The sequence below is a fragment of the Arthrobacter sp. NtRootA1 genome, from assembly GCF_019976975.1.
Lineage (GTDB): Bacteria > Actinomycetota > Actinomycetes > Actinomycetales > Micrococcaceae > Arthrobacter > Arthrobacter aromaticivorans.
Map to the genome: position 1 here is coordinate 4839917 of NZ_AP024630.1, position 24457 is coordinate 4864373.

Below are 24457 nucleotides of genomic sequence, written 5' to 3' on the forward strand. Positions count from 1 at the left end.
ATCCCCGCGTTGCTTTAGCGCAGGACGATATCCACTGGGTTGGCTTCCGACCGCCATGCGCCGGGCTCTCCCGGGCCTGCGATGACGGGAGCCGTGAGCACGCCGGAGCGGTTGGTCCGCTTGTCGCGAAGGATTTCCGTGACCGAGCCAAGGTGGCGGGACAGATCGATCACGTTTTCCGGCGCGGCCAGCAACAACTGGAAGCCGAATTCGTGAAGCGCCTTGATTCCGGCACCGGCGAATTCCTCGGATGCCAGCACGAACGCTTCGTCCATCATCACGGTGCCGTAGGTAGTGAAGCCCTGCTCTGCAATACCCAGCTGGTAGCTCAGCGCCGCGGCCATGATGAACGCCGTGAAGCGCTGACGTTCACCGCCGGACATGGAGCCCGTATCGGCATGCATAAAGACCTCGGTCTTCTTCTTGCCGGCCTTCCCGGTTTTCGCCGACTTCGCGGCCACCTCCCTGTGCTCCTTGCATTGGATAAACAGGTGGCCGCGGACGTCCAACACTTCGGCGCGCCAGCGGCGGTCCTCAGGGGTTTGGGAACCGAGACGCTTCACCAGGGTCTCCAGGGACTTGTAGCGGGCGGTGAGCTCGGCGTCGTCGTCGGCCTCTGTTCCAGCAGCGGCAGATGCGCTGCGGGAGGGCCGCGTGTGTTTGGCCTTCAGCGCGTTCTGGATCGCATCCTTGAACTGCTTGGCCGTAGCCGGAAGCGTCTGCTTGATGTCCAGTTCCAGGTAGCTGCCCTCGTGGAAATTCACCTCGGACAGGATGCCGTTGAGGGGCAGGATCCGGCTGGTGATACTCCGGCGCTCCTCGTCCAGCAGGTGCAGGAGCGTACTGAACGATTCGTGCGTGCGCTGGTTGAAGAACAGTCGGAACTCGGCCTCCTGGGCGGGTAAGCCATCGCTCACGATCGCGTGATATCGCGATTCGAAGTCCCCGGCAGCCCCAATGGACGTGCCATGGTCAGCGCTGATGGCGCTGCCCCAATCGCGCACGAAAGCCTCGAATATTCGCGTCAGACGCTCTGCCGTAGCCTGGCTGCGTGATTCGGCGGCGTGCAGCTCGTCGAGCAGCTTGTTGCGGACGCTGTTGGCCAGGTTGTCGAGTTCGTAAAGCTCGGATACCTCGCCGACGCCGGCAAAGTACGGTTCCAGCGCGGCTACGGTAGAGCCCGACGGCGGTGCTTGCTCAAGCTTCAACCTGGCGGCATCGAGCAGGCCGTCAGCCGTGATCATCTTTTGGTCGAGCGCTTTGTATTCACTCTGCAGCACGGCCGCCGCACCTGTGGAGGACTGGTGCTTTTCCCGTACGGCCTCGATGTTGGCACGCAACGGTTCAAGGTCCGCCTGGGCAGCCAATGCGTCAGAAAGCCGCTGCTCAATCCGCGCGAGCTCGTCCGCGGCGACCGCTGCGGAGACCTGTTCCCACGGACGCTCATCCTCGGCCACCCTTCGAAGGGCTTCCAATTGCCGGGCCATCCCTTGGTGGGAATCCTCACGGCTTTGCGCCAATTCGGCAGCCTTGGCCAGCTCGTTTTCCAGCTCGCCAACCCGGGCCGCCACGAGTTCAAGCTTGGATGCATTGTCGAAGCCGAGGACATAATCCTGCCGGCTCGTGAAACGGTCGTCCTTTTCCACGGTGTGCCGGTTGCGTTTGACCACGCCACCGAGGCTGAGGCCCTTGTCCATCGCCGCAAGCTCGTCCGGGTCCTCCACGCACGGGTACGCGAAGTCCAAGGCGATCCGCTCGCGGATCCATGCCCCGGCGTCGGCGTTGGCGCCCGAGGTGAGGATGCTCAACTTAGTCAAGAGGTCGCCGTCGGACACGTCCTCCACAGCCATCGCGCCACCGGCAACGGGTTTGGACACATCCACTGCACGCAGTGCGCCCCGGACCGTGTTGTCGTTCAAGTACCGTGTAACCGCAGCGAAGTGCTCTCCTGGAACCAACAGCGTGGTGGCGAGGTTGCGCAGTGCACGTTCCGCGGCCGGGCGCCACTGATCCTGGCCCTCGGCGAGGTCGATCAGCTCACCGCCGAAGGGCATCCGCTCCTCGGGGATGCCGGTTGCGGCTGCAATCGCGGCTCTGTTCTCAATACTCGACGGCGGCAGCAAAGACTTGCGCGACCGCAACGACAGCAGCTCCTGCTCAGCCGCAGCCAGCTCGCGTTTCCTGGTCGCGTGGCCGTCGAAGGCCTCGAAACGGAGCTCCTTCAGAGCCTCCGAATCGTCCTTCAACTCCGCCGAACGGGCAGCTGCCTGCTCATGGGCCTGGTCCCAGCCCTCGGCCGACCATTCAAGGTTCAGCCCAGCATCGGCCAGCGCCTTCCGGGCAGATTCCTCCACCTGTTGGCGCAACTTCAGACTGACGCGGGCGTTCTCCAACGACTGCTCGATAGCCGAAATCGCGTTACCGCCGCGGTTGTTGTAATCCAGCTCCAGCTCACGGAGCTCCTTGGCCAAAGCATCCCGGACCGTGCGCTCGGCAGCGAGTTCCTGGGCCTTGGACTGTGCCAATTCCTTGAAACGCGCCAAGGTCTTGGCGTGGACAGTGACCGCAAGCTGCTGCTTGTAAGCCTCGAATTCCTCGCCAGCCAACTCGCGAAGCCTGTTCGCATCTAGCAAGGCCTGCGCATAGTCCTTGTTCAGCCCCGGAACCGGTGCCAGCTGGTCGCGCTGCTGCCGGACATCCTCCAACCGCTGCCGAATGGACATCAGGTTGCTGAACTCTTCCACCACATCGTCCGCCGCTGCGAGCGTTGCCGGAGCATCAAGTACCTGGTCGCGGAAGAACGTATTAACGCTGCCGCCAAGGCCTTTCCCGGCCTGAATGACACGCAACAGGGGAAGCGCTTGGTCGGAGTTGATGCCGAGGAGCCTTCGGAACCGCTCGGCGAACGCCTTGTGCACGTCGAAGACCTGGCCGTCCGGGAAGATCCCCTCCAACGCCCCCTTGGTGAACCTCTTTTGGGCAATCCCCTCGATCGCTTCCAAGTCCAGGGGCTTGTTGTCGATCACATAAAAACGCCCGACGCTGGGCTCCGTGCCATTCTTCGGCAAATCAAACAGCGCAGAGACCGTCACCTTCGTGCCTGCCGCATTATCAAACGTCAGTGCGACGGCGGACCACGTGGCACCAGGGCGCTGGAAGGCACTGGCCGAACCATCGCCAACAGCCTTATCACCGACCTTGCCCCGCATATAAGTAAACGTGGTTCTCTTGTCCTCCACAGCCCCACCTGAACGCTGCGCCGCAGCCTCATTGGACCGCGGGCGCGCATCAAACACGCGGAGCATGGCATCAAACAGCGTCGACTTGCCGACGCCCGAATTGCCCGTCAGAAGGGTCCCGTTCCGGTCCACGTGCATCGTATGGGCCCCATGGAAGGTGCCCCAGTTGACCACCTGCACCAAGGCCAAACGCATCTGCCCGGGGTTCGTCAGCTCGCCGAGCGGGAGCATGCTTGCGATCGTCACTTCTCTGTCCCGTCAGTCGTGGTTCCGTCCGCGGCGGGGGCGGCATCGGCGTCGTCGTCCTCGGAATTGGAATTGGATTCTGAATCTGAGATGTCCAGCAACGGCTCTGTGCCCGACTCGTCGGCTGCTACGGCGATGAGAGCCTCTATTTGGGCTGGAATGTCACCGATGTTCTCGAAGGGGAGAGCCAGCGGGAGGGCGTTGCTGATGGTGTACGTGTCGTCCAAGGGGGTGGGGAGGAGGAGTTGGCGGGCCAGGAGTTTGGTGATGGTGCGGGTGACGACGTCGGAATCGCGGAGTGCATCCTGCTGGCCTGCGGGCGTGTAATTGGCGACGAGGTCCGAGATCTCTTCGCGGGTGATCGTGGGGTCCGTCTGGGCTGTCACGTGACGGTCTAGGAGGAGGCGCAGGCGGAGCAGGACGATGGTTTCCACTCGGCTCAGTGCACGCTGCTGCCGCAGGATGCTTGATCGTGAGCTGGCACCGACGATCTCCGGGTCGACGGGGCGGAGGACGGCGATCTTACGGTCGTGATCGAGCTGCAGGGTGAGGAACAGTTCGGAGAGGCGGCTGCGGAGGATGAGCTGGTTGTCCAGGAGCGTCGTCCATAACTTCTCGTCGCGGCCGCCGTCGACGTAGGGGCCTTTCAGCAGTTTGACCAGCGCGTGACGGACCTTCATGGGCAGCACACCTGTGTCACCGGGGAAAAGCGCCGCGCCGTCAACGAATGTGTCCCGCGGGGTAACGCGAAATGGGTCACCGTGGTTGGCGGGAGGCGCCGTTTCAGCCGGGACTTCAGCCTCCTCAAGGGTGACGTGCTCCTCCTCGGTGACGTCCGTCGTCGTGATTTCCTCAGTCATCAGAATCCTCATTCAGCGTGACGACAGGCAGGTACGCAGTGCGGATACTGCCGTCGATTTGTTCGAAGTCGATGTGTTCCCAGGCGGCCCGGTCGAACCCGGCACCGCTGTGCAGCGCCATGGACAGCAGGGATCGGACGGTGTTGATGTGTCGTTCCTCGGCGGGCAGGTTTTCCCACGCCTCGCCCAGGGTGGCTGCCCCGGCCATCGCGGCCCGCACAACAGCAGGCCTCGCCTTGCCGGTGCGTGCCGACCGAACCCTGTCCGAATCGCTGAAGGCGATGGGGTCTGCCAGACGGGGCGGGGTCGCGAACTCGTCCGGGTCAAAGAGCTTGACCATAGCCAACGACTCGAATCCGGCGTTAAACAGAACGGGGCCGCGGACCAGGCCGGGCCGGTCACGTTCGTAGGGCATGGAACGGATGGCTTGCTCTGCCTCAGCCAGAACCTTGCGCAGGCTGACCGACTGACGGACGTCGTCGCTCTGGATGTAGGTGTTCAGACTTTCGGACAGCTTGCCGTAGATTCTCTGGATCTGGCTGTGCTGGGTTCGCAGTTCAGCCACGAGGTTCTTCAGCGTTTCGCGGTCCTCGTGCGAAAGATCGTCCGCGAACTGCCGGCTCAGGACTTCACCGATCGCGGAGCGGAAACGCAACTGCTGCTGTGGGTCTTCCAGGAAGGCCGTGAAAGAGCGGAACGTTCGACCCTCGGGACTTTGGCGCAGGCGTTTGTCGGCCTCCAGAACCTGGGCCATGGTTGCGCCCTTGCTCAGTGACTCCTCGATGATCTGGTTGCGGAGTTCGCCCACCAACTCCTCGATGCGGTCGCGCATTTTCTTGTAATCAGCGGGAAGGCTGGCGGCCAGGTCCAGGATGTTGCCGGCGGCCTCAACAGCTTCTTCGTCGTCCAGGAGGCCGTCGAACTCTCCGGAGCTGATGTCCTCGACGAGTTGCTGGCGCTCTTGGATTTCTTCCTCCAGCGCCTCCAAACGTGCGCTTTGGTCCGGATTGGTCTCGTTGGCGAGCTTCTCCACGTCGCCAAGCAGCGTCCCCAAGCGGGAACCGTTGAGCGTGGAGCGTTCGCTGGAAAGGCTATCCAGGAATGCCAGCACACGCGCCGCTGCTTCGGTGACCTCGTAGACGATCTGGCCGGACTGGTTGCGGCGTGTCAGGAACTGCTTGCGCGTCCATTCGTCGCCGAAGGCCTTGCCGTTCTGCTGGCCGCCCAGCCCTGGTTCCTGGCGGCGGAGCTGCTCAAGGAAAGCGTCGACGTCGGCATGGAACTCTTCCAGCGGAAGCTGCGGCCGGGTGCGGGTGAAGGAAGCCTGCAGCACCGCGATCACCCAAGGCGCCGAACGTGTCAGGGCCCAGGCTGGGCCTTTGGTCAGTTGCTCGAGGTCGCGAAGCCGGGCACTGATGGCGTCGGCGGAGGACATGGCTGAATGGGACAACTACTCTCCTTCAGCTGCTGCGAAACCTGGCTGGCAGCGGAAACTGCCCCGTACAAGGTTAACGCAGAGCATCCGCACCCAACTAAGTCGCATTAGTGCGCGTTTTGACGGCTCAAAACGCGCACTAATGCGACCTAGTTGGGTGGGCGGGGGCCGGGAGGAGCGCCGCCGTCGTGCCCATTCCGTAACATACCGCCCGGTTCGGTTTCGATCCCATATCGACACGGCCGCGACGCGGTTCTGTGCTGGCCGAAAACTACGCCCACCCCTAGTGTCGGATCATCGACGCAGCCACGCGGCGTCTACCCACGCACTGCCGCATAGGGGGAACCATGGATTTCGACTTTACCGCTCTGGAAACAGCCACCTACGTATTCATTGGAACGCTGGCCTTCGCCGCCATTTTGGTCGCGTTCATCGCAGTAGCAGCCATAGCAACTATCGTTCTCATCGGCGCCATGGGAATGGCCTGGTACACGGTCAAGGCAGTCCTGGGCGGTTTGGTGCATGGCATCAATTTTGCGTGGGACAGCCTGGTCCATCACGCAGGACAAGTGGAAATCCCGGCCGAATTCCAGCCCCAGGTTTCCCCTAGCACGGGTAGCTACTCGCGGGTAGCATTGAGGGACAGCTGAAGGGTTCCCCACCCGAGGCGGACCCTGGCTCCACCGGCACAACCGGCTAGAGGAGTTATCAAATGACGTCCGCTACTGACAGCAGTCTCACCGCCGCAAGCGTCAACGCCACAGCAGAAGAAGCCCGCGCCGTCGCCGAAGCCGCCCGCGAAACTGAATGGAACCGGCCCAGCTTTGCCAAGGGCCTGTACTTGGGAAGCTTCGACCTCAGCCTGATCCATCCGTGGCCACAAGCCAAAACGGAGGACGTGGAGCGCGGCGAAGAGTTCATGGCCAAGCTCGAGGCGTTCTGCGGGTCCATGTCCGGACGGGTGATCGAACGCGACGCGAAGATCCCGGACGAGTACCTTGCAGGCCTCGCGGACCTTGGCGTCTTCGGCATGAAAATCCCGCGCGAGTACGGCGGCCTGGGATTGTCCCTGGTCTACTACGGCCGCGCACTCGCGTTAGTGGGCTCCGTCCATCCGAGCCTTGGCGCACTCATTTCGGCGCATCAGTCCATTGGCGTTCCGGAGCCCGTGAAGGAATTCGGCACGCCTGAGCAAAAGCAGGAATACCTTCCGCGCTGCGCTGCCGGCGCCATCACCGCTTTCCTCCTGACGGAGCCCGACGTCGGCAGCGACCCCGCGCGTATGGGCGCCACTGCCGTACTATCCGACGACGGCCGGTCTTACCTTTTGGACGGCGTGAAACTCTGGACCACCAACGGGGTGATCGCCGAACTCGTGGTAGTCATGGCAAGGGTTCCAGCCCACACCGACGCCGACGGCACCACGCACAAGGGCGGCATCTCAGCGTTCGTCGTGGAGATGGACTCTCCCGGCATCACGGTGGAAAACCGGAACAGCTTCATGGGCCTGCGCGGTATTGAGAATGGCGTGACCCGTTTCCACCAGGTGCGCGTGCCGGTGGAGAACCGTCTGGGCCGCGAGGGCCAAGGCCTGAAAATAGCCCTCACCACACTCAATACTGGACGTCTCTCCATCCCCGGTCTATGCGTTGCCGCTGGGAAATGGAGCCTGAAGATTGCCCGCGAATGGTCAAACGCGCGTACGCAATGGGGCCGCCCGGTGGGCAAGCACGAGGCCGTAGGAAAGAAGATTGCGTTCATCGCCGCCACGACCTTCGCGTTGGAAGCTGTGTTTGAACTGTCGGCGGAGATGGCAGATGCCGGCCAAAAGGACGTGCGCATTGAAGCGGCACTTGCCAAACTCTGGTCCACGGAACTGAGCTGCCGGATCGCCGATGAACTGGTTCAGATACGCGGTGGCCGTGGCTTTGAAACCGCCGAGTCCCTTGAAGCCAGAGGGGAGCGCGCCGTGGCGGCCGAACAACTCCTCCGGGACCTGCGCATCAACCGGATCTTCGAGGGTTCCAGCGAGATCATGAAACTCCTCATCGCCCGCGAAGCCGTGGATGCGCACCTTGCCGCCGCGGGCGACCTCGCCTCTGCGGACGCGAGCTTGCAGGACAAGGCGAGGGCCGCCGTCGGCGCTTCAGGTTTCTATGCCCGCTGGCTGCCAAAACTAGTAGCCGGAGCAGGCATGGATCCGCGCTCCTACGGTGAGTTCGGGCGCTTGGGCAAGCACCTGCGGTTTGTTGAAAGATCCTCGCGGCGGCTCGCGCGGCAGACTTTCTACGGCATGGGCCGCTGGCAAGCGAAGCTCGAACACAAACAAGCGTTCCTGGGCAGGATCGTGGACATCGGCGCCGAACTGTTCGCTATGGCAGCATGCTGCTCCCGGGCCGAAATGCTGCTCCGTACCCACCCGGAACACGGCGCGGCGGCCTTTGAGCTGGCCGACGCCTACTGTGAGCAGGCGCGCGTGCGGGTGGACGAATACTTCGACCAGCTATGGCGGAACACCGACGACGGCGATCACCAGCTTTCGCGCAAGGTCCTCGCCGGGGATTACGCCTGGCTTGAGGCCGGGGTCCTGGATCAGTCCGAAGGAACCGGACCGTGGATCGCCGATGCTTCCCCAGGCGCATCAAGCAAGGAGAACCTGCACCGCAAGTATCGGTAGCCCCCCCTACAGGACGTCACCGTCCACGTAGTACCAGCGCTTGTCCTCGCGTACGAAACGGCTGTGTTCGCGCTGGACTCCGCGTTCGCCGTCGGACCGGTAATGCGCGGCGAACTCAACAGTCCCGGTGGTGTCCAAGGGCCCACCCTTGGACGTGCCCAGGATGTCGAGCCTGCGCCATTGCATGTCCGGGTCCAGTTCCAGGGAAGCCGGGCGGGTTGAGGCGTGCCACGTTCGCCGGAGGTACTCCGGATCCAGAATGACGAACGCCGAATACCGGGAACGCATAAGCTGCTCGGCTGTGGGCGCATCGGCCTCACCCCGGTGGAAGCGCCCACAACAATCGTCATACTGCTCACCGGAAAGGCAGGGGCACGCACCGTCGCGGAGTCGGTTGAAATCAGGGGTCACTGGGTCCCAATCTGAGGCTGAAAATGAGAGCTGGGCAACATATTTTCCCACGCCGTATAACAGCTTCGAAACAACCCTGCCAGAGGGTGGCGCGGGGCGTGATTCCGTCGGTGCTGGACCGTAGGCTAGATGTGCAAGCTTGGTGGGCAATGCGCGCATCGCAAAACGACAGCCAGGGGAGGCTACGTGGAGGATCCGACAACACTCGCCATCAACCTGACATATTTGGGCACAGTGGGGATGGCTATCCTCATGTTCCTGGGACTCGGGTTGGTCATCATCATCACTCTGGTAGTTGCCGGAGTGGGACGGCTTGTGTCGGTGATTCTTTTGGCGATGGTCGGCATCTTCCCCAAGAAAGACACAGTCACCATCGTCCACTTGCCCCCGGCTCCGGAACACGTGCCCGCACCGGCGAGTGACGACGTCGAGCACTCCAGTCACGCTGTTGAGTCACCTCTTGAAGATCTTGCCTACGTCCCTACCGGTTCCACTGCCGAGGTTGCAGGTCATCCCGTGCCCAATCCTGTGGTTGCGGAGCCGAAGAAGGACCTCCTTGGCGATCTTCGACGCCGGGTCTCGGATGCCACTTCCGCCGTCAAGGACGGTGCGTGGAAGGTTGGCCCGAAAAAGGTGCCCAGGCCGATCCAGGTTAAGGAAGTGGTCGAAACGCAGACCGCCCACCACCCCTTGCTTGTGGCCGCCAGCAAAGAACCCACCGTTCTTGCAAAAGACTGGGCCGACGCCGTCGCGGAAGCTGACCGTAGGGCAGCCGCGCGGGCAAAGGCAGAGGAACCGCCCGCCATCAAGGTGACGGTCCGCGAGGTGGGCGAACCAACACCGCCGTCCAGCAAAGACGAACCGCCCGCCCCGAAGACCCCGGACGCGCACCAGCCTCCTGGCAACAGTCCCAAAAAGTCTGGACCTGAATCCACCAAGTCGGGGCAAGGGAACGGCCCCACCCAGGGGAACAGCCCGAAGAAATCGGGCCCGAACACTTCCAAGAACGGAAAGTCTTCGAGCCCGATCCGCAAGGGTTCGCTCAGCGGGGCCAACCGCAACTCCTAAGCAGCGAGTTGCCGGAACGATGCTCCGTGATAAATCAGCGGCTTGGATTCGTGGTTGATCGTGGTCGATTTGACCTCAAGGACAACGATCGCGTGATCCCCCGCTGGCGTCTCGGAGACAACCTCGCATTCGAAACCCAGCACGGCGCCGTCGATCAGAACGGCCCCTGAGTCACTGACGCTGGTGGACAATCCGGCGAAACGGTCCCGGGTCTTGGAGGACAGCTGAAGGCAGGCCGCTTCCTGGCCCTCAGCCAGAACGGATACCCCCAGCCTGCTGGCCTGCCGGAGCTTAGGCCAGGTTGTGGAGGAGTTCTGCACCGCGAACATCACCAACGGCGGCTCCAATGACACGCCCACAGTGAAGGACGATGCCACAAGGGCCTCCGGCGTGAAATCCACCATGGCACTGAAAGCAGCCACTCCGGACGGGAACTGCGCAAATGCAGCCTTGATGGCCGCTGTTTCTTCCACGGTGGTCTGTGTCATTTTGCTGTCCCCTATCGTGCGTTGCCTGAGTTCCTTTCCCATGATTCACCCGCTTCCGGGAACGGCAATATTTGTTGATTCGAAAGACTTTTGCGTTGCCGCATGTCAAGAAATGTCGCGAAGTAAGGCCGCTTCCATTACCTCGCAAGACGAAAAACGAAGAAGTTCTACCGTTTGCATTTGGGCGTCCCACGGCCCTGTGTAGCCTCGATTGGACATCCCCTTTGATGACGGTTGACCCAACTTCAGGCCCGCAACTGTCCAACCACTGACTCACCACAGGAAGCCGACATGAGCCTCAACGAGCTACGAACGCTTGGACGCACTGGCGCCCTGATCAGCCCTCTCACCCTGGGTACTTTGAACTTTGGCACCGGCACCGCTCCCACGGGCCCTGCGGAGAGCATCCGCATCATCCAAGCGGCGCTAGACGGGGGCATCACCAGCATCGACACCGCCGATATCTACTCGCAGGGTGAGGCCGAAGTCGTGGTGGGCCAGGCAATCCAAGGTAGGCGCGACGACGTTTTTCTCGCCACCAAATTCCATGGCCAGATGGGGTCCAACCCAGCGCATGCCGGAAATTCGCGACGATGGATTGTCCGGGCTGTGGAGGACAGCTTGAGGCGGCTGAACACGGACAGGATCGACCTCTACCAAGCGCACCGTCCCGACTACAACACCGATCTCCTTGAGACCATCACCACCCTGAACGATCTCATCCGGCAGGGCAAGATCCTCTACTACGGCACCTCAGTGTTCAGTCCGGCGCAGCTCGTCGAGGCACAGTGGATCGCGAACACCAACCACTTGACGCCGCCGGTGGCGGACCAGGTTCCTTATTCGCTTCTGGTTCGCGCCAACGAACGCGACGTTTTCCCCATCACCCAGCAGTACGGCGTCGGGGTTTTAAGTTATGGCCCGCTCGACGGCGGTTGGCTGGCTGGCGGTTACCGCGTTGGCGCGGGCCAGCCCGACAGCTCACGCTTCTCTGCTCTGCCAGGGCGTTTTGATGTGACTGCGCCCTTCAACCAGGGCAAGCTTCATGCGGCGGACGCACTCGCACAGCTGGCTGCACGGTACGGACTGACCCTCATCCAGCTTGCTGTTGCCTTTGCCCTGAACCATCCCGCCGTCACCAGTGTGATCATTGGGCCACGGACCGAGGACCATCTCACGGACTATCTGAAGGCCGCCGATGTGGTGCTCAGCGAAGCGGTTTTGGATGAAATCGATGACATCGTGGCCCCCGCCGTCAACTTCCTTGAGCGGGATGCCGGCACGGTTGCTCCCCACCTGGAGTACCCGGAACTTCGACGTCGGTAGCTCGTCTCCCGTTGTGGGGCCCGCTCTGCGCCCTTCAATCCTCGTGAAGCACGTCGAGCACGCCTCACAATCGCCTATTGACGGCGTTGGGCCCCGGCGTGATCCTTGTCCTAAGTGCTGCGGCACGCCCGCAGCGTCAGGTCCAGTAGAACGCCGCCTCCCATGTCCAAACCCCATGTCAAGCAAGACGCGGCGAAAGCCGTCATCCCGGGACAGCCGACCGAAGGTCCCCTGACCCACGAAGAGTTGCAGCTCTCCGGCCGCAACCATTCAATGCCGCTGGAAGCCCTCCACGACGACATCACGCCAGCGGGGCTGCACTACCTGCTCATTCACTTCGATATCCCGCACGTTTCCGCCGAGACATGGCGGCTGCGGCTCGGTGGGGCGGTTAATCACAGCTTGGAACTGAGCCTCGACGACATCAAGTCGCGTCCAGCTGTCACCATGCCGGTCACCATGGAGTGCGCCGGAAATGGGCGCTCGCTCCTGCAGCCACGTCCCCTCAGCCAGCCATGGGTGCTGGGAGCCGTAGGCACTGCGGAGTGGACCGGAACTCCTTTGGCACCACTCCTGGAAGAGGCAGGCCTGGCGAGTGACGCCGTCGAACTTGTCTTTACGGGCGCCGACAGCGGCATCCAGGGTGGCGTCGAGGAACCGTACGCCCGCAGTCTTTCGATCGCGGAGGCGATGCACCCCGAAGTCATGCTGGTCTACGCCATGAACGGTAACCCCCTCCCGATCCAGCACGGTTTCCCGCTACGGCTGCTCGTACCGGGCTGGTATGGCATGGCAAGTGTGAAGTGGTTGACGTCCATCGAGGCAGTGACTTCACGGTTTATGGGATTCCAACAGGCGGTGGCATATCACTACCTTCAGGGACCCGATGGGCCGGGATTGCCCGTGACACACATTCGCGTCCGCTCCCTAATGGTGCCGCCCGGGATCCCTGACTTCTTCACCCGACGCCGTGTAGTGGATGCCGGCCCAGTCATGCTGCGCGGCAGGGCTTGGTCCGGTCACGGCGAAGTGGAACGCGTGGAGGTGGGGATCGACGGCGAGTGGATGCCGGCCCACCTGGAACCCGCTGTTGGTGACTTTGCATGGCGCTCGTGGACCATGGTGTGGGTTGCGAGCCCGGGCGAACACGAGTTGCGGTGCCGTGCGATGGATTCCTCGGGTGCGCTGCAGCCCAGCGATCAGGTGTGGAACTACCAAGGCATCGGAAACAACATGGCCCAGCGGGTTGAGGTGACAGTTCGGTAGGGCGTGTGCGTCCGGGCTGTCCGTCCGGCTTCCTCGAGATCGCTGGAAAGCTGTGAGATCGCCGGGAGTTCCGGTATATATCAAGCTGTTTGTGACAGCTGGGTGGTTTTTCTGTGGTTGATTCCGGCGGTGGGTGGTATTCCTGGCGCGGTGGGTCTGCGGTGGTATCTGTGCGGGTTGCGGGCGTAGCAGGCATCGAGGGTTTGTTGTCGTTGCCTGCGCGCCTGCTCGATCAGCCCGTAGTGGACGGTGTCGGGGGTGTAGAAGTTCAAGCCGCTGTGCCTGTGATGGGCGTTGTAAGCGGCAAAGAACTGGTCCATGTAGTCCCGGGCGTCTTGTAGGTCCCGGAACCGTTGGGGGAATCCCAGGTCGTATTTGACGGTTTTGAAGAGCGCTTCGGAGTACGGGTTGTCGTTCGAGACCCGGGGCCTGGAGTAGGACAAGGTGATGCCAAGCGCCCGGGCCAGGTCCACGGTGGTCCCGGCCCGCATGGGAGCTCCGTTGTCGGCGTGCAGAACCAAGGGCCGCTGGTGAGTCGTGTCCACGGCCTCACGTATGAATGTGGAGGCAAGGGCCGCGGTCTCGTGGTGTTCGACGCGGTGGGCGATGACCTTGCGGGAGAACGCATCGATGATCGCGTAGAGCTTGTAGGTGTGTTTGCCCGGGCCGCGGAGCATGGTGATATCCCAGCTCCAGAGCTGGTTCGGGCCGGTGGCTTCCACGACGGGTTTGATCCGCTTCGGGCTGGTGTTTCCGCGTTGAACACGCCGGTCACCGTTCTGTCCACGCGCAGCAACGAGACGGTGCGCTGTTGCGATGGAGAAGGAGCAGTGTCCGGTATCGAGCATCCGGTAATAGGCCTGGGTGACCGAAAGGTTTCCGTAGTCCTCGGAGTTCAGAGCGGTCATGAACTCCTCAGCTTCGGCTGAGGTAATCCGGTTCGGATACGCCCGGTCGGCATGGGCGATAGTGATCCCGGCCGCTGCCGGCGGGCTCAGATACCGGTACCACGTGGTGCGGTGAAGCCCAACAACCGCGCACGCCTTCACAGCTGACCAGCCAGCAGCGACCAGATTCCCGACAAAGGTCAGGGCAATGTCTTTCCAGATTTTGGGTTCAACCAGTCCGGGCGCTGCGGCTCCGGATCCTTCAGTTCGGGGTCCGTCGCCGCTGCGCTCCTGGCCATGGCATCCAAGAGCGCGGAAGCTTTTCCCAGGATGTCCACCGCGGCCTCGGACTTGGCCAGCTTGGCCTTGAGGATCTCGTTCTCCTTCAAGACCTGCTTCAGTAGCCGCCTGTCTCCTTCTCTCAAACGCTGGTCCTCTTTTCCGGTCATGGCCCGGGATCTCAACTCCCCGGCCTCACGTTGCCTGCCCCAGAGCCGGATCGTTCCATCGGTGATACCAACAGCCCTGCAGAACGCGATCTTTGATCCACGCTCCAAACACTTCTCATACTCATCCAGAATCATGTGTTTCTGGGCCAAAGTGAAGTGACTCCGCTTCGAAGCACGCAAGGGGACAACAAAATCCATGACGGACCTTTCCCCGCCCCGTGTGTCAGGCCGCTACGGACAGCAAAACTGTCACACAACAGCCTGACACACAGGGAGTTCTCCGGCGATCTCACAGCCTTCCGGCGATCTCGCCGTTCTTATCACTCGGCTGACCCGTCCACGCCGGACTAGACTCGGTCAAATCATGAGTATCCCGTCTTCATCTCCAGCGAATGTCCGGGTGGATGCCTGGTTGTGGGCGATCCGCGCTTACAAGACCCGATCCGCGGCCACCGCTGCCTGCCGCGCTGGCCACATCCGTATCAATGGCAATCCGGTGAAGGCCTCGCAAAGCGTGATCATCGGCGACACCATCAGGGTCCGCGAATCCGGTTGGGAGCGGATCCTCGAAGTAAGGCGACTGATCGCGAAACGCGTTGGCGCCGAGGCTGCGTCGCACTGCTTCACGGACCACACTCCCCCGCGCCCCATTGCCCCCAAGCTCGGCCTTCCCCAGCGCGACCGCGGTGCCGGCAGGCCTACCAAGAAGGACCGGCGGGACATGGAGAAGCTCCGCGGCTAGGGGCCATTCGTGATAGTTATCCACAAGCGGTCCTCTTCGAAGTGAAACCGCCCCTTTACCCCGCCTAGACTGGCCGACTCATCGCCAAACAGTTGCTGGGGGAGCCTGTCATGCCACGCCTTTTTGCCTTTTCTTCACGTGCCCGTGTTCGAGGAGCGGTCTTCGGACTCACAGCCGCGTTGCTGCTCACTGGCTGTCAGGGCGGCCAGCCCGGCGGTTCTCCTTCCGAAAGCTCGACGACGGCGTCACCCACCTCGGCGGTCTTCTCGCCAGGTCCTTCGGCTACTGAATCTTCGGGGAGTGTCGTTCCCGCCGCTGTGTACAAGCCGGCCGACGCGAAGGGCAAGGCACAGAATGTGCCAGTGCCGGTGATGCCCGAGTTGGCGAAGGAGAACTCGAGGGCGGGGCTGGAGGCGTTTATCCGGTACTGGTACGCGACTTATTCGTACGCCACCGAGACGGGTGATCTGGGGGCGTGGATGGTTTTGACAGATACGACTACAGAGTCTGGTACCGCCTACAAGAAGGCCATCGATGCGAACTATTCCGACGGTTCCTGGCTGGTCGGAGGCAGAATAGCCACGCCTTCGATCGAGGTCCTGTGGCAAAACGGAGCCGACTTCCAAGTAGCGAAGGTTCAGGTCATCCAAGAGGAAATTTCGTACTTCTACGCCAACGCCACCGTCAGACAGAAGGTATCGGAAGCGTCCAACACAGCCGAGGCTGTGAAAGCAATTTACAAGGACAGCATGTGGCAAGTTATCGACAACGGCTTGATTTTGGGCTGAACATGCGAACCCGCCAAATAACCTTAATTTTTCTCGTAATCTGCATGTCGCTGATCCAAATACTAGGTCCGCGCGTCGCGGTTGCGGCTGAGGAACCCGAAATCAGGGCCAATAGGGGCGAAACAGGTATGGAGTTGAGCGGTCATTTCATCCTGGACAGAAACACTGGAATACCCACCGCAAACCTGGGGGCACCCGCCCCTGACGACCCCAACCAGTACATGGCGGACACCCACTGCCGGGCAGACGGTCCGGACACCGTCGACCCCGGCTGCCTTGCCCTAAGCTGCCCTGCCACAACACCAGGCGGCGATGAAGGAACACCGGTCATCTGGAAACAAGCACCCAAGTCCATCACCAACCCCGGCTGGACCAACTGGATCCCCATCAGCGGACCCACGTGCCTGTACGACGCCAAACCCGAAAACGTCCTGGCCAACATCGCCACCCGGGTACTGAACGACTTCCGCCAACTCCCCGTCAACCCGGGAACCCTCCAAGCCCAACCCTTCCCCCACACCCTCAAAGGCGGACCAACAAACTTCTACACCACCGCCACCGAACAAGCCTTCGATCTCACCATCCTGGGCCAAACCGTCCACCTGACAGCCACCCCGGCCAGCTTCACCTACACCTTCGGCGACGGCACCAGCCTCGGCCCCACCCCGGCCGCCGGCTACCCCATCCCCGAAGCCGACTGGCTCCTCAACCAAACCCGCACCAGCCACACCTACACAGCAACAGGGAACTACCCCGCCACCATCACCACCAGCTACACCGGAACCTACTCCGTGAACAACGGCCCACCACTGCCCATCAACGGAACCCTGGACCTCACCACAGAACCCAAAACCATCCACGTCTGGAAAACAGAAAAAGCACTCGTCGCCGACACCTGCCAGGAAAACCCCACATCCTGGGGCTGCCCCAACGCCGAAAAATGACTGAGCCCGTGGCTTCCTGACCTTCATTGAGACAAAAAGAGACCCAAATCGCCGGAAAAGTGCAGCTTTGGGCTCCAAACAAGGTCAGGAGCCACAGAGCGGAAGGGATCAGGAGAACCAGGTGTCCGGCGGGCCCATGAAAAGCAGGAAGCTGAATACTGCGCCGACGCCCACCAAAACCAGAACAACCGCCAGAATGGGATTGCCCAGCACCCATGCCTGCGCCTTTTCGAGGGCGCCGCGGGGCTTCTCGCCGCCAGCGGCCAGCCGCCACCCGCCGTCGAGCAATCCCCGCCGATCAAGCGACCTCTCCACTGGGATGGTCGCATAGGGAATTACCGCCGAAACGATGGCAAGCAGTCCCGTACGGGTAGTCCATTTTTGGTTGATCCACGTGAAGGCGGCTGTCGCTGCGTAGCAAAGGAAGACAAAGCCGTGGATACCTCCGGCTACGCTCACGCCCATCTCCGTGGTGTGCGTGACGTACTTAAGGAACAGCCCAATCAGCAACAGCGTCCACGTCACAGCTTCGGCAAAAGCTACGGTACGAAACAGGGTGCGGGGCTGCATGAAAGTCCTTGGGCTGGGAAACGGGAGTCCCGTCCAATTTACCGTGACAGGACAAACACGTTCACCCCGGCAGTGGCAGCGAGTCCCGGTTCCGGATCTGTGAGTCCCCGAATTCAACGGGCACTGGAGCGATCTCCACCGGCGGGTCATGGCGCGTCCGGGCCTTGCCAACGGCGATATGAGGCAACCAACGGGGTGACCTGTAGCCCAGGGCAGGTGAGCTCAGGATGAAGTCGTCGATGTTATCCAGGCCCAGGTCATCCAAAAGCACATGAAGCCCCTGAACCAGTAGGGCCTGATAATCGTGCACCTCTTGAGGAACGTCCACTTCCAACCCCATAAGGCGGCCACCGCCCAGAGGGACTAGCTTGTCCGACTTTCCCAGAAACCCCTGCAGTACAGGCAACTCCGTCAACCAACCCACAATCTCCGGAAGTACGTTCTCTGACCTGGACATTCCTTTGGTCCAGGCTTCAATATCCTGGGCCAAATCATCGAGGATTCCCACGTGCAGCAATGTCATGTGGAGTCCTCGCGGCTTCCGGAGGAAATCGACGTAACGGCTTAGTCCCTCGTAGTCGGATTGCCCGGCACCGATGCGGAGGACAGGCGCCTCGACGGTGATCCGGGATCCATGCGGTTTGCCTCCAGCGGGGTTACTGGCCGTCATGCATGACATTATGCGCCGCGCGCGGCTCTCATGGCAGGCCCCAACAGAAGCCCAGTGCCGCCGTCGTACTTAACGCCCTACTTTTTGGTGCGAGCCTGAACCAGATTCGCGAACGGCAGGCGGCCATATGTGGCAACGAAATCAGCGTGGTAGGCGGCCTCGGCTCCATTCACCTCCGAAGGAGGGAGTTCCTTCCACGCAATGATCAGATCCAAGGCATCCCGGAGCTGCCAGATGAGGCGCGCGTCCCAGACAACGGTGGGTCGCCCGCGGCCGTAATCCATGAACTCCTGGATCTGCTTCCGAAGCCCCCGGTTTCCCTGGCTTCCGGCGCTGGCCTTGCCCAGGTACAACAGGGAAGAGTCCGGAACCCACTCCGCTTCCAAAGCTTCACGATTGAGCGACGGGTCCTTTTTCTTGAAGGTGCCGGCAGTGCTCTTGGTGAGGAACACGGGATCGAAACCCGCGGGGCAAAGGAGGGCAAAGACTCCCGGCCCCTGGGGGACGCGCATGATGTCGAGTTCGTCCAGGGCCCGGAAGCCCGTGAAACCGTCCGCGGTGAGCGACTTTTTGGTGAATAGCATGCTCCATTGTGCGGGAGCAACGCAGCACCCTGAACACCCAAAGCGTGAAGCGAATCTTTCAGCGTTGACACGGCCTTGTGACCCGTGCCATATTCGATAACGTGAACCTGTCAGACAGCCGGACAGCCGGACAGCCAGCCCCTCAGGGCTCTTCCGCTGGGCATACGCCGATCTCTCGCATTTCCGCGGCTGAGGCTGTCTTCGCGGCACTCAGAAGGGCTATCGAGGGCGGCCAGTTCGATATCGGCACCAAGTTGAGCTCTGAAGCAACGCTGGCGGCCCAGTATGGCGTGAGCCGCTCGGTCATCAGAGAAGCGCTGCGGTCCTGCAACACCTTGGGCCTCACCATGACCAAGACCGGCAAGGGCACGTTCATTGTGGCCAACAAGGTCGCCAACGACCTTACCTTGGGCCAGTACAGTGCGCGTGATCTGAACGAGGCACGTCCGCACATTGAGATTCCCGCTGCCGGACTGGCAGCCCTGCGCCGCACCGAAGAAGAACTTGAGCACCTGAAGGACATCGTCCAGGAAATGCTCAACGAGAACGATCCCGAAGCCTGGGTGAACCTGGACGCCAGCTTCCATTCCGCCGTCGCCCGGGCCAGTGGCAACCGGGTGTTCGCCAGCGTCGTTTCCGATATCCGCGACGCCTTGGCCCACCAGTCTGAAACCCTCAACCTCGTCGCCGACCGGCAACACCGCTCGGACGAGGAACACGTTGCCGTGCTGAATGCAATCGAAGCAGGCGACGCCGAAGCAGCGAGCAAAGCGATGGCCGATCACCTTCAGGCCGTCAGCGTCGCACTGGACACGATCCTCAGCAAATGAACCACCCAAAGGACACCATGCCCCAAGTGACCGCGGCAGCAGCGGCCCAAACAGCACAGAGAACGCCCAACCACGTCCCGCTCGTCGAACAGACCCGCGACGGCCTGGTGGAGAGCATCCACTATGGATCGCTGATCGCCTTGAACGCCGATGGCAGCAGTGCCATCGAAGCCGGCGAGCCGGACGCACCCATGTACCCGCGCTCGTCCCTTAAGCCGCTGCAGGCCGTAGCCCTCCTCCGCGCAGGCTTGGACATCCCCCAGAACCTCCTGGCCCTGACGGCGGCCAGCCACTCGGGCAGCAAAACGCATCGCGACGGCGCCGCCGAGATCCTGGCGCTTCACGGCCTGACCGAAGCGGCTCTGGGCAACAGCACGGACCTGCCGTACGGCGTCGTTGAGCGCGAAGAGTGGCTCCGCGCCGGCAACGGCCCCACCCAGCTTGCCCAGAACTGCTCCGGCAAGCACGCCTCAATGACTGCAGTCTGTGTCATCAACGGCTGGCCCGTGGAGGGGTACCTGAACCCGGAGCACCCACTGCAGGTCCTGGTTCGCGACACCATCACCGAACTGACCGGCGAAGACGCAGCCGCAGTAAGCACCGATGGCTGCGGAACACCGCTCTTTGCCCACTCGCTGCACGGCATGGCCCGCGCTTACGGCCGTCTGGCCGCCGCCGACCAAAGCACCGATGAGGGCAAGGTGGCCCACGCGATGCGCCGCTTCCCCGAGATGGTGGCCGGCGAAGGCCGCGACGTCACTGCGCTGATGCGCGCCGTCCCCGGACTCCTCGCCAAGGACGGCTTTGAAGGCCTCCAGCTGGTGGGGTTGCGGGACGGCCGCGGCGTCGCCGTGAAGATTTCCGACGGCGGTGACCGCGCACGCATGCCCGTCACCGTTGAGGTCCTCCGCCAGTTGGGCGTCGACGGCGGCAGCCTGGACACGCTTCAAAGCCCACCGGTGCTGGGTGGCGGCCTTCCAGTCGGCGAGCTCCGTGCAGCGCAATTTTTCAGCAAGAACTAAACCAAGGACAGCTATGACCACCGTCGATCAGGCGATCCCCATCCGTTCCGAACACGACCTCCTGGGTGACCGGGATGTCCCGGCAACCGCCTACTGGGGGGTTCACACCCTCAGGGCAATCGAGAACTTCCCCATCACAGGGCAGCCCCTCTCCACCAACCGTCACCTGGTACGTGGCTTGGCCGCAGTCAAGATGGCTGCAGCCCGGACCAACCACGAGCTCGGCCTTCTGGACGCAGAGCGCGCCGGAGCCATTGAGCAGGCCTGCCAGGACATCATGGACGGCAAGCTCCAGGAGCAGTTCATGGTGGACGTGATCCAGGGCGGCGCGGGCACCAGCTCCAACATGAACGCCAACGAGGTCATCGCCAACCGTGCTTTGGAAATCCTCGGCCACCCCAAGGCCGACTACTCAAAGCTGCACCCGAATGACCACGTCAACCTGAGCCAGTCCACCAACGATGTCTACCCGACCGCGGTGAACCTCGCCACGATCTTCTCGGTGAAGGAACTCCTCCTCGCACTGGAAGAGCTGGAGCTCGCGTTTGCTGAAAAGGGCAAGGAATTCCGCACCGTTGTGAAGATGGGCCGCACCCAGCTTCAGGACGCAGTGCCCATGACCCTGGGCCAGGAGTTCGGCGGATATGCCGTGACCATCGGCGAAGACCGGGCGCGACTGGACGAGTCCCACATGCTGATCCACGAGATCAACCTCGGGGCCACCGCCATCGGCACAGGGCTCAACGCCCCGGCCGGATACGCCGATGCCGCGTGCCGGCACCTGGCCGAAATCACGGGCCTTCCGCTCCTCACTGCAGCCGACCTCATCGAGGCCACCCAGGACGTTGGCGCCTTCGTGCACCTGTCCGGCGTCCTCAAGCGCGTGGCAGTGAAGCTCTCCAAGATTTGTAACGACCTCCGCCTGCTGTCCTCCGGACCGCGTGCGGGTTTGGGTGAGATCAACCTGCCGGCCGTACAGTCCGGCTCGTCGATCATGCCCGGCAAGATCAATCCGGTGATCCCGGAAGTGGTCAGCCAGGTGGCGTACGAAGTCATCGGTAACGATGTCACAGTCACCATGGCCGCGGAGGCGGGCCAGCTTCAGCTGAACGCCTTCGAACCGATCATTGTGCACAGCCTGCACAAGAGCATCTCCCACCTGGAAGCAGCGTGCCGCACCCTTACGGCACGCTGCGTCCGGGGCATCACAGCAAACACCGAACGGCTACGGCTTACCGTGGAGCAGTCGATCGGTCTCGTCACGGCATTGAACCCCCACATCGGTTATGCCTCCGCCACGGCCATCGCCCAAGAAGCGTTGGTTACCGGCAAGGGTGTTGCAGAACTCGTCCTGGAGCACGGTCTGCTGACCGCTGCCCAGCTTGAGGAACTGCTCAGCCCGGAACGTCTGGCAAACCTGAGCAAGTAAGCCGAAACCGGCCAGTAAGCCCAGCGGCTCAAGCGAGCCATTTCCGCCCAATGAGGCACACCCCCACGAGGCCCTGTCCTGCGCTCCGGCCCCCGACCGGCCTCGTGCAGGACACCCCAACAGGACACCCCTAAGGATTCCAATGACCAACCCACCCATCACGGACCACACGGTCCCGCCCCAGGCGCACGCCAGCGAGAAAGCCCTCCATACGGAGGACAAGGGCTACCACAAGGATCTCAAGCCCCGCCAGATCCAGATGATCGCGATCGGCGGTGCAATCGGCACCGGCCTGTTCCTCGGCGCAGGCGGCCGCCTCAACGCAGCTGGCCCTTCCCTGGTAATCGCGTATGCCGTTTGTGGCTTCTTCGCATTCCTGATCCTCCGCGCGCTCGGTGAACTCGTTCTCCACCGCCCGTCCTCGGGATCCTTCGTCTCTTACGCCCGTGAGTTCTTCGGTGAGAAGGCAGCCTTCGTTTCCGGCTGGTTCTACTGGATCAACTGGGCCACCACCACCATCGTGGACATCACAGCAGCGGCGCTGTACATGAACTTCTTCGGCAAATACGTCCCTTGGATGGGTGCCGTTCCACAGTGGGCCTGGGCCCTTATCGCCCTGGTCGTGGTCCTCAGCCTGAACCTCGTATCGGTGAAGGTCTTCGGCGAGCTTGAGTTCTGGTTCGCCATCATCAAGGTGGCCGCACTCGTGGCATTCCTGCTCGTGGGTACATACTTCGTCATCTTCGGCACTCCAGTTGAGGGCCAGGAAGTCGGCTTCAGCCTCATCACGGACAACGGCGGTATCTTCCCCAACGGCCTGCTCCCCATGATCATCCTCATGCAGGGTGTGCTGTTCGCATACGCCTCGATCGAACTCGTGGGCACGGCCGCGGGCGAGACTCCCAACCCCGAGAAGATCATGCCCAAGGCCATCAACTCCGTGGTCTTCCGTATCGCAGTGTTCTACGTTGGCTCGGTCATCCTGCTGGCACTGCTGCTCCCCTACACCTCATACGAGAAGGGCGTCAGCCCGTTCGTGACGTTCTTCGGTTCCATCGGCATCCAGGGCGTGGACGTCATCATGAACCTCGTGGTTCTGACCGCCGCGCTGTCCTCGCTGAACGCCGGCCTGTACTCCACCGGCCGCATCCTGCGCTCCATGTCCGTTGCCGGTTCCGCCCCGAAGTTTGCCCAGCGCATGAACAAGGCTGGTGTCCCCTACGGCGGCATTGCGATCACGGCAGGCGTCTCGCTCCTCGGCGTTCCCCTGAACTACCTCGTCCCGGCGCAGGCGTTCGAGATCGTCCTGAACGTTGCCTCCGTGGGCATCATCGTCACCTGGGCAACCATCGTCCTCTGCCAGATGCAGCTCAAGCGCTGGGCAGACAAGGGCTGGCTGAAGCGTCCGTCCTTCCGGATGTTTGGCGCGCCGTACACCGGCTACCTCTCGCTGTTGTTCCTGGTGGGCGTGCTGGTGATGGTCTTCATCGACTCCCCGCTTACCATGCTGGTCACCGCGATCGCATGCGCACTGATGGTGGTCGGCTGGTACCTCTGCCGCAAGCAGATCCACGAGCTTGCTGCGACCCGCGACGGCTACACCGGCAGCGCCCCGGTGGTCGCCAACCGCCCCATGCGCGGCGGCGACTCCTAACAGGCCCCAAACAACGCCCGACGGCGGCACCGGGGTTCCGTAACAACGGAACCTGGGTGCCGCCGTCGTCGGTTAACGAACCCAAGTAAGTAGCAGCAGACGCCGTTTTGAGCGCTCAAAAGGGCATCTGCTGCTACCCAGTTGGGTGAGAGCGCGCCTAAGCCAAACATCCGATGACTCGCCACTACTATGGATCCATGGCTGTGACAGATGAGGCGATTGGCAAGATCAAGGACATGCTGATCCGCGGGGAACTCAAGGCCGGCGATCGGCTTCCGCCGGAGAAGGAACTGAGCGAGCGGCTCGGCCTTTCGCGCAGTTCACTGCGTGAGGCGGTGAAGGCGCTGGAGCTGATCCGCGTGCTCGACGTGCGCCGCGGCGACGGAACCTACGTCACCAGTCTCGATGCCAAGCTGCTCAACGAAGCCGTGGCATTTGTGGTCGACCTGCATCAGGACCGGTCCATCCTGGAACTCTTTGAGGTCCGACGAATCCTGGAACCTGCCACCGCCCACCTCGCTGCGAGCAAGATCAGTCCAGATGAACTCACGGCACTCCGGGCCACCATGGACGGCATCGATGAAAACACCGACGTCGAAGAGCTCGTAGCCCACGACCTCGAGTTCCACAGCATCATTACCGAAGCCGCGGGGAACGATTACCTCGGCAGCCTGTTGGAGGCCCTGTCCAGCAGCACGGTTCGTGCCCGGATCTGGCGAGGCCTGACGCAGGAAAAGGCCGTGGCACATACCCTTGCCGAGCACCACGCGATCGCCGACGCCTTGGAACGCGGCGATGCCGAACTGGTCCGGGCCCTCGTGACTGTCCACATCAGTGGCGTGGAGAACTGGCTGCGGCAGGCGCTCTAGTCC

General features: G+C 62.3%; 23 protein-coding genes. 13 read left to right on the forward strand and 10 right to left on the reverse strand.

Annotation, left to right across the window (positions count from 1 at the left end):
• Positions 1–14 precede the first annotated feature (14 nt).
• Genes LDN90_RS22045 through LDN90_RS22055 form a run of 3 tightly spaced genes read right to left on the reverse strand, consistent with a single transcriptional unit; the run spans position 15 to position 5795 of the window.
• Entirely contained in the window at positions 15–3485 is a 3471-nt protein-coding gene (locus tag LDN90_RS22045; RefSeq protein WP_223947130.1) for an ATP-binding protein, read from the reverse strand.
• Entirely contained in the window at positions 3482–4345 is an 864-nt protein-coding gene (locus LDN90_RS22050; protein WP_223947131.1) for a DUF4194 domain-containing protein, read from the reverse strand. Before LDN90_RS22050 ends, LDN90_RS22045 begins: the two co-directional genes overlap by 4 nt.
• On the reverse strand, positions 4338–5795 hold the full coding sequence (locus tag LDN90_RS22055; protein ID WP_223947132.1) for a DUF3375 family protein: 1458 nt from the start codon (positions 5793–5795) through the stop codon (positions 4338–4340). The genes LDN90_RS22050 and LDN90_RS22055 overlap by 8 nt, the downstream gene beginning before the upstream one ends.
• A gap of 332 nt (positions 5796–6127) precedes the next feature.
• Between LDN90_RS22055 and LDN90_RS22060 the strand changes: the two genes are divergently transcribed.
• Together LDN90_RS22060 and LDN90_RS22065 are read left to right on the forward strand one after the other, a co-directional pair.
• The gene (locus LDN90_RS22060; RefSeq protein ID WP_223947133.1) at positions 6128–6430 is read left to right on the forward strand and encodes a hypothetical protein; all 303 of its coding nucleotides are present in this window, start codon (positions 6128–6130) and stop codon (positions 6428–6430) included.
• 62 nt (positions 6431–6492) lie between these two features.
• On the forward strand, positions 6493–8457 hold the full coding sequence (locus LDN90_RS22065) for an acyl-CoA dehydrogenase family protein (RefSeq protein ID WP_223947134.1): 1965 nt from the start codon (positions 6493–6495) through the stop codon (positions 8455–8457).
• 6 nt (positions 8458–8463) lie between these two features.
• Here the strand turns inward: LDN90_RS22065 and LDN90_RS22070 are convergent, their stop codons facing one another.
• The gene (locus tag LDN90_RS22070) at positions 8464–8868 is read right to left on the reverse strand and encodes a YchJ family protein (RefSeq protein ID WP_223947135.1); all 405 of its coding nucleotides are present in this window, start codon (positions 8866–8868) and stop codon (positions 8464–8466) included.
• A gap of 186 nt (positions 8869–9054) precedes the next feature.
• Here LDN90_RS22070 and LDN90_RS22075 point away from each other — a divergent pair, with 186 nt between their 5' ends.
• Entirely contained in the window at positions 9055–9936 is an 882-nt protein-coding gene (locus LDN90_RS22075) for an FAM174 family membrane protein (protein ID WP_223947136.1), read from the forward strand.
• Here the strand turns inward: LDN90_RS22075 and LDN90_RS22080 are convergent.
• A complete protein-coding gene (locus LDN90_RS22080) occupies positions 9933–10424 on the reverse strand; it encodes a flavin reductase family protein (RefSeq protein WP_223947137.1) in 492 nt (163 codons plus the stop codon). The two genes, LDN90_RS22075 and LDN90_RS22080, sit on opposite strands and share 4 nt — an antisense overlap.
• Positions 10425–10715: 291 nt before the next feature.
• Between LDN90_RS22080 and LDN90_RS22085 the strand changes: the two genes are divergently transcribed.
• Both LDN90_RS22085 and LDN90_RS22090 read left to right on the forward strand, forming a co-directional pair.
• Positions 10716–11750, forward strand: a complete 1035-nt coding sequence (locus LDN90_RS22085; RefSeq protein WP_223947138.1) for an aldo/keto reductase — start codon at positions 10716–10718, stop codon at positions 11748–11750.
• Between the two features lie 162 nt (positions 11751–11912).
• Entirely contained in the window at positions 11913–13016 is a 1104-nt protein-coding gene (locus LDN90_RS22090; RefSeq protein ID WP_216927479.1) for a sulfite oxidase, read from the forward strand.
• Positions 13017–13096: 80 nt separating this feature from the next.
• On the opposite strand, the gene LDN90_RS22095 is transcribed toward LDN90_RS22090, so the two are convergent.
• Together LDN90_RS22095 and LDN90_RS22100 are read right to left on the reverse strand one after the other, a co-directional pair.
• Positions 13097–14065, reverse strand: a complete 969-nt coding sequence (locus LDN90_RS22095; protein WP_223946634.1) for an IS3 family transposase — start codon at positions 14063–14065, stop codon at positions 13097–13099.
• 38 nt (positions 14066–14103) lie between these two features.
• Entirely contained in the window at positions 14104–14550 is a 447-nt protein-coding gene (locus tag LDN90_RS22100) for a hypothetical protein (RefSeq protein WP_223946635.1), read from the reverse strand.
• A gap of 166 nt (positions 14551–14716) precedes the next feature.
• Here LDN90_RS22100 and LDN90_RS22105 point away from each other — a divergent pair, with 166 nt between their 5' ends.
• The 3 genes from LDN90_RS22105 (at position 14717) to LDN90_RS22115 (ending at position 16826) form a co-directional block, all read left to right on the forward strand.
• Positions 14717–15094: an RNA-binding S4 domain-containing protein gene (locus tag LDN90_RS22105; RefSeq protein WP_223947139.1), complete on the forward strand. Its 378-nt coding sequence runs from the start codon at positions 14717–14719 to the stop codon at positions 15092–15094.
• 110 nt (positions 15095–15204) lie between these two features.
• Positions 15205–15882 (forward strand): DUF6318 family protein, encoded by a 678-nt coding sequence (locus LDN90_RS22110; protein ID WP_223947140.1) that lies wholly within the window; start codon positions 15205–15207, stop codon positions 15880–15882.
• 128 nt (positions 15883–16010) lie between these two features.
• Positions 16011–16826 (forward strand): hypothetical protein, encoded by an 816-nt coding sequence (locus LDN90_RS22115; RefSeq protein ID WP_223947141.1) that lies wholly within the window; start codon positions 16011–16013, stop codon positions 16824–16826.
• A gap of 108 nt (positions 16827–16934) precedes the next feature.
• Here LDN90_RS22115 and LDN90_RS22120 read toward each other — a convergent pair whose 3' ends face one another.
• The 3 genes from LDN90_RS22120 to LDN90_RS22130 form a co-directional block, all read right to left on the reverse strand.
• A complete protein-coding gene (locus tag LDN90_RS22120) occupies positions 16935–17396 on the reverse strand; it encodes a DUF3817 domain-containing protein (protein WP_223947142.1) in 462 nt (153 codons plus the stop codon).
• 61 nt (positions 17397–17457) lie between these two features.
• Positions 17458–18066: a hypothetical protein gene (locus tag LDN90_RS22125; RefSeq protein ID WP_223947143.1), complete on the reverse strand. Its 609-nt coding sequence runs from the start codon at positions 18064–18066 to the stop codon at positions 17458–17460.
• Between the two features lie 77 nt (positions 18067–18143).
• On the reverse strand, positions 18144–18650 hold the full coding sequence (locus LDN90_RS22130) for a hypothetical protein (protein ID WP_223947144.1): 507 nt from the start codon (positions 18648–18650) through the stop codon (positions 18144–18146).
• Positions 18651–18751: 101 nt separating this feature from the next.
• Here LDN90_RS22130 and LDN90_RS22135 point away from each other — a divergent pair, with 101 nt between their 5' ends.
• From LDN90_RS22135 to LDN90_RS22155, 5 genes are all read left to right on the forward strand, one after another.
• Positions 18752–19480: a FadR/GntR family transcriptional regulator gene (locus tag LDN90_RS22135; RefSeq protein ID WP_216927540.1), complete on the forward strand. Its 729-nt coding sequence runs from the start codon at positions 18752–18754 to the stop codon at positions 19478–19480.
• 17 nt (positions 19481–19497) lie between these two features.
• Entirely contained in the window at positions 19498–20502 is a 1005-nt protein-coding gene (locus tag LDN90_RS22140; protein WP_223949362.1) for an asparaginase, read from the forward strand.
• A gap of 13 nt (positions 20503–20515) precedes the next feature.
• Entirely contained in the window at positions 20516–21931 is a 1416-nt protein-coding gene (locus LDN90_RS22145) for an aspartate ammonia-lyase (protein WP_223947145.1), read from the forward strand.
• A gap of 142 nt (positions 21932–22073) precedes the next feature.
• A complete protein-coding gene (locus tag LDN90_RS22150; protein WP_216927544.1) occupies positions 22074–23585 on the forward strand; it encodes an amino acid permease in 1512 nt (503 codons plus the stop codon).
• A gap of 197 nt (positions 23586–23782) precedes the next feature.
• Positions 23783–24454 (forward strand): FadR/GntR family transcriptional regulator, encoded by a 672-nt coding sequence (locus tag LDN90_RS22155; RefSeq protein WP_216927545.1) that lies wholly within the window; start codon positions 23783–23785, stop codon positions 24452–24454.
• Positions 24455–24457: the final 3 nt, after the last annotated feature.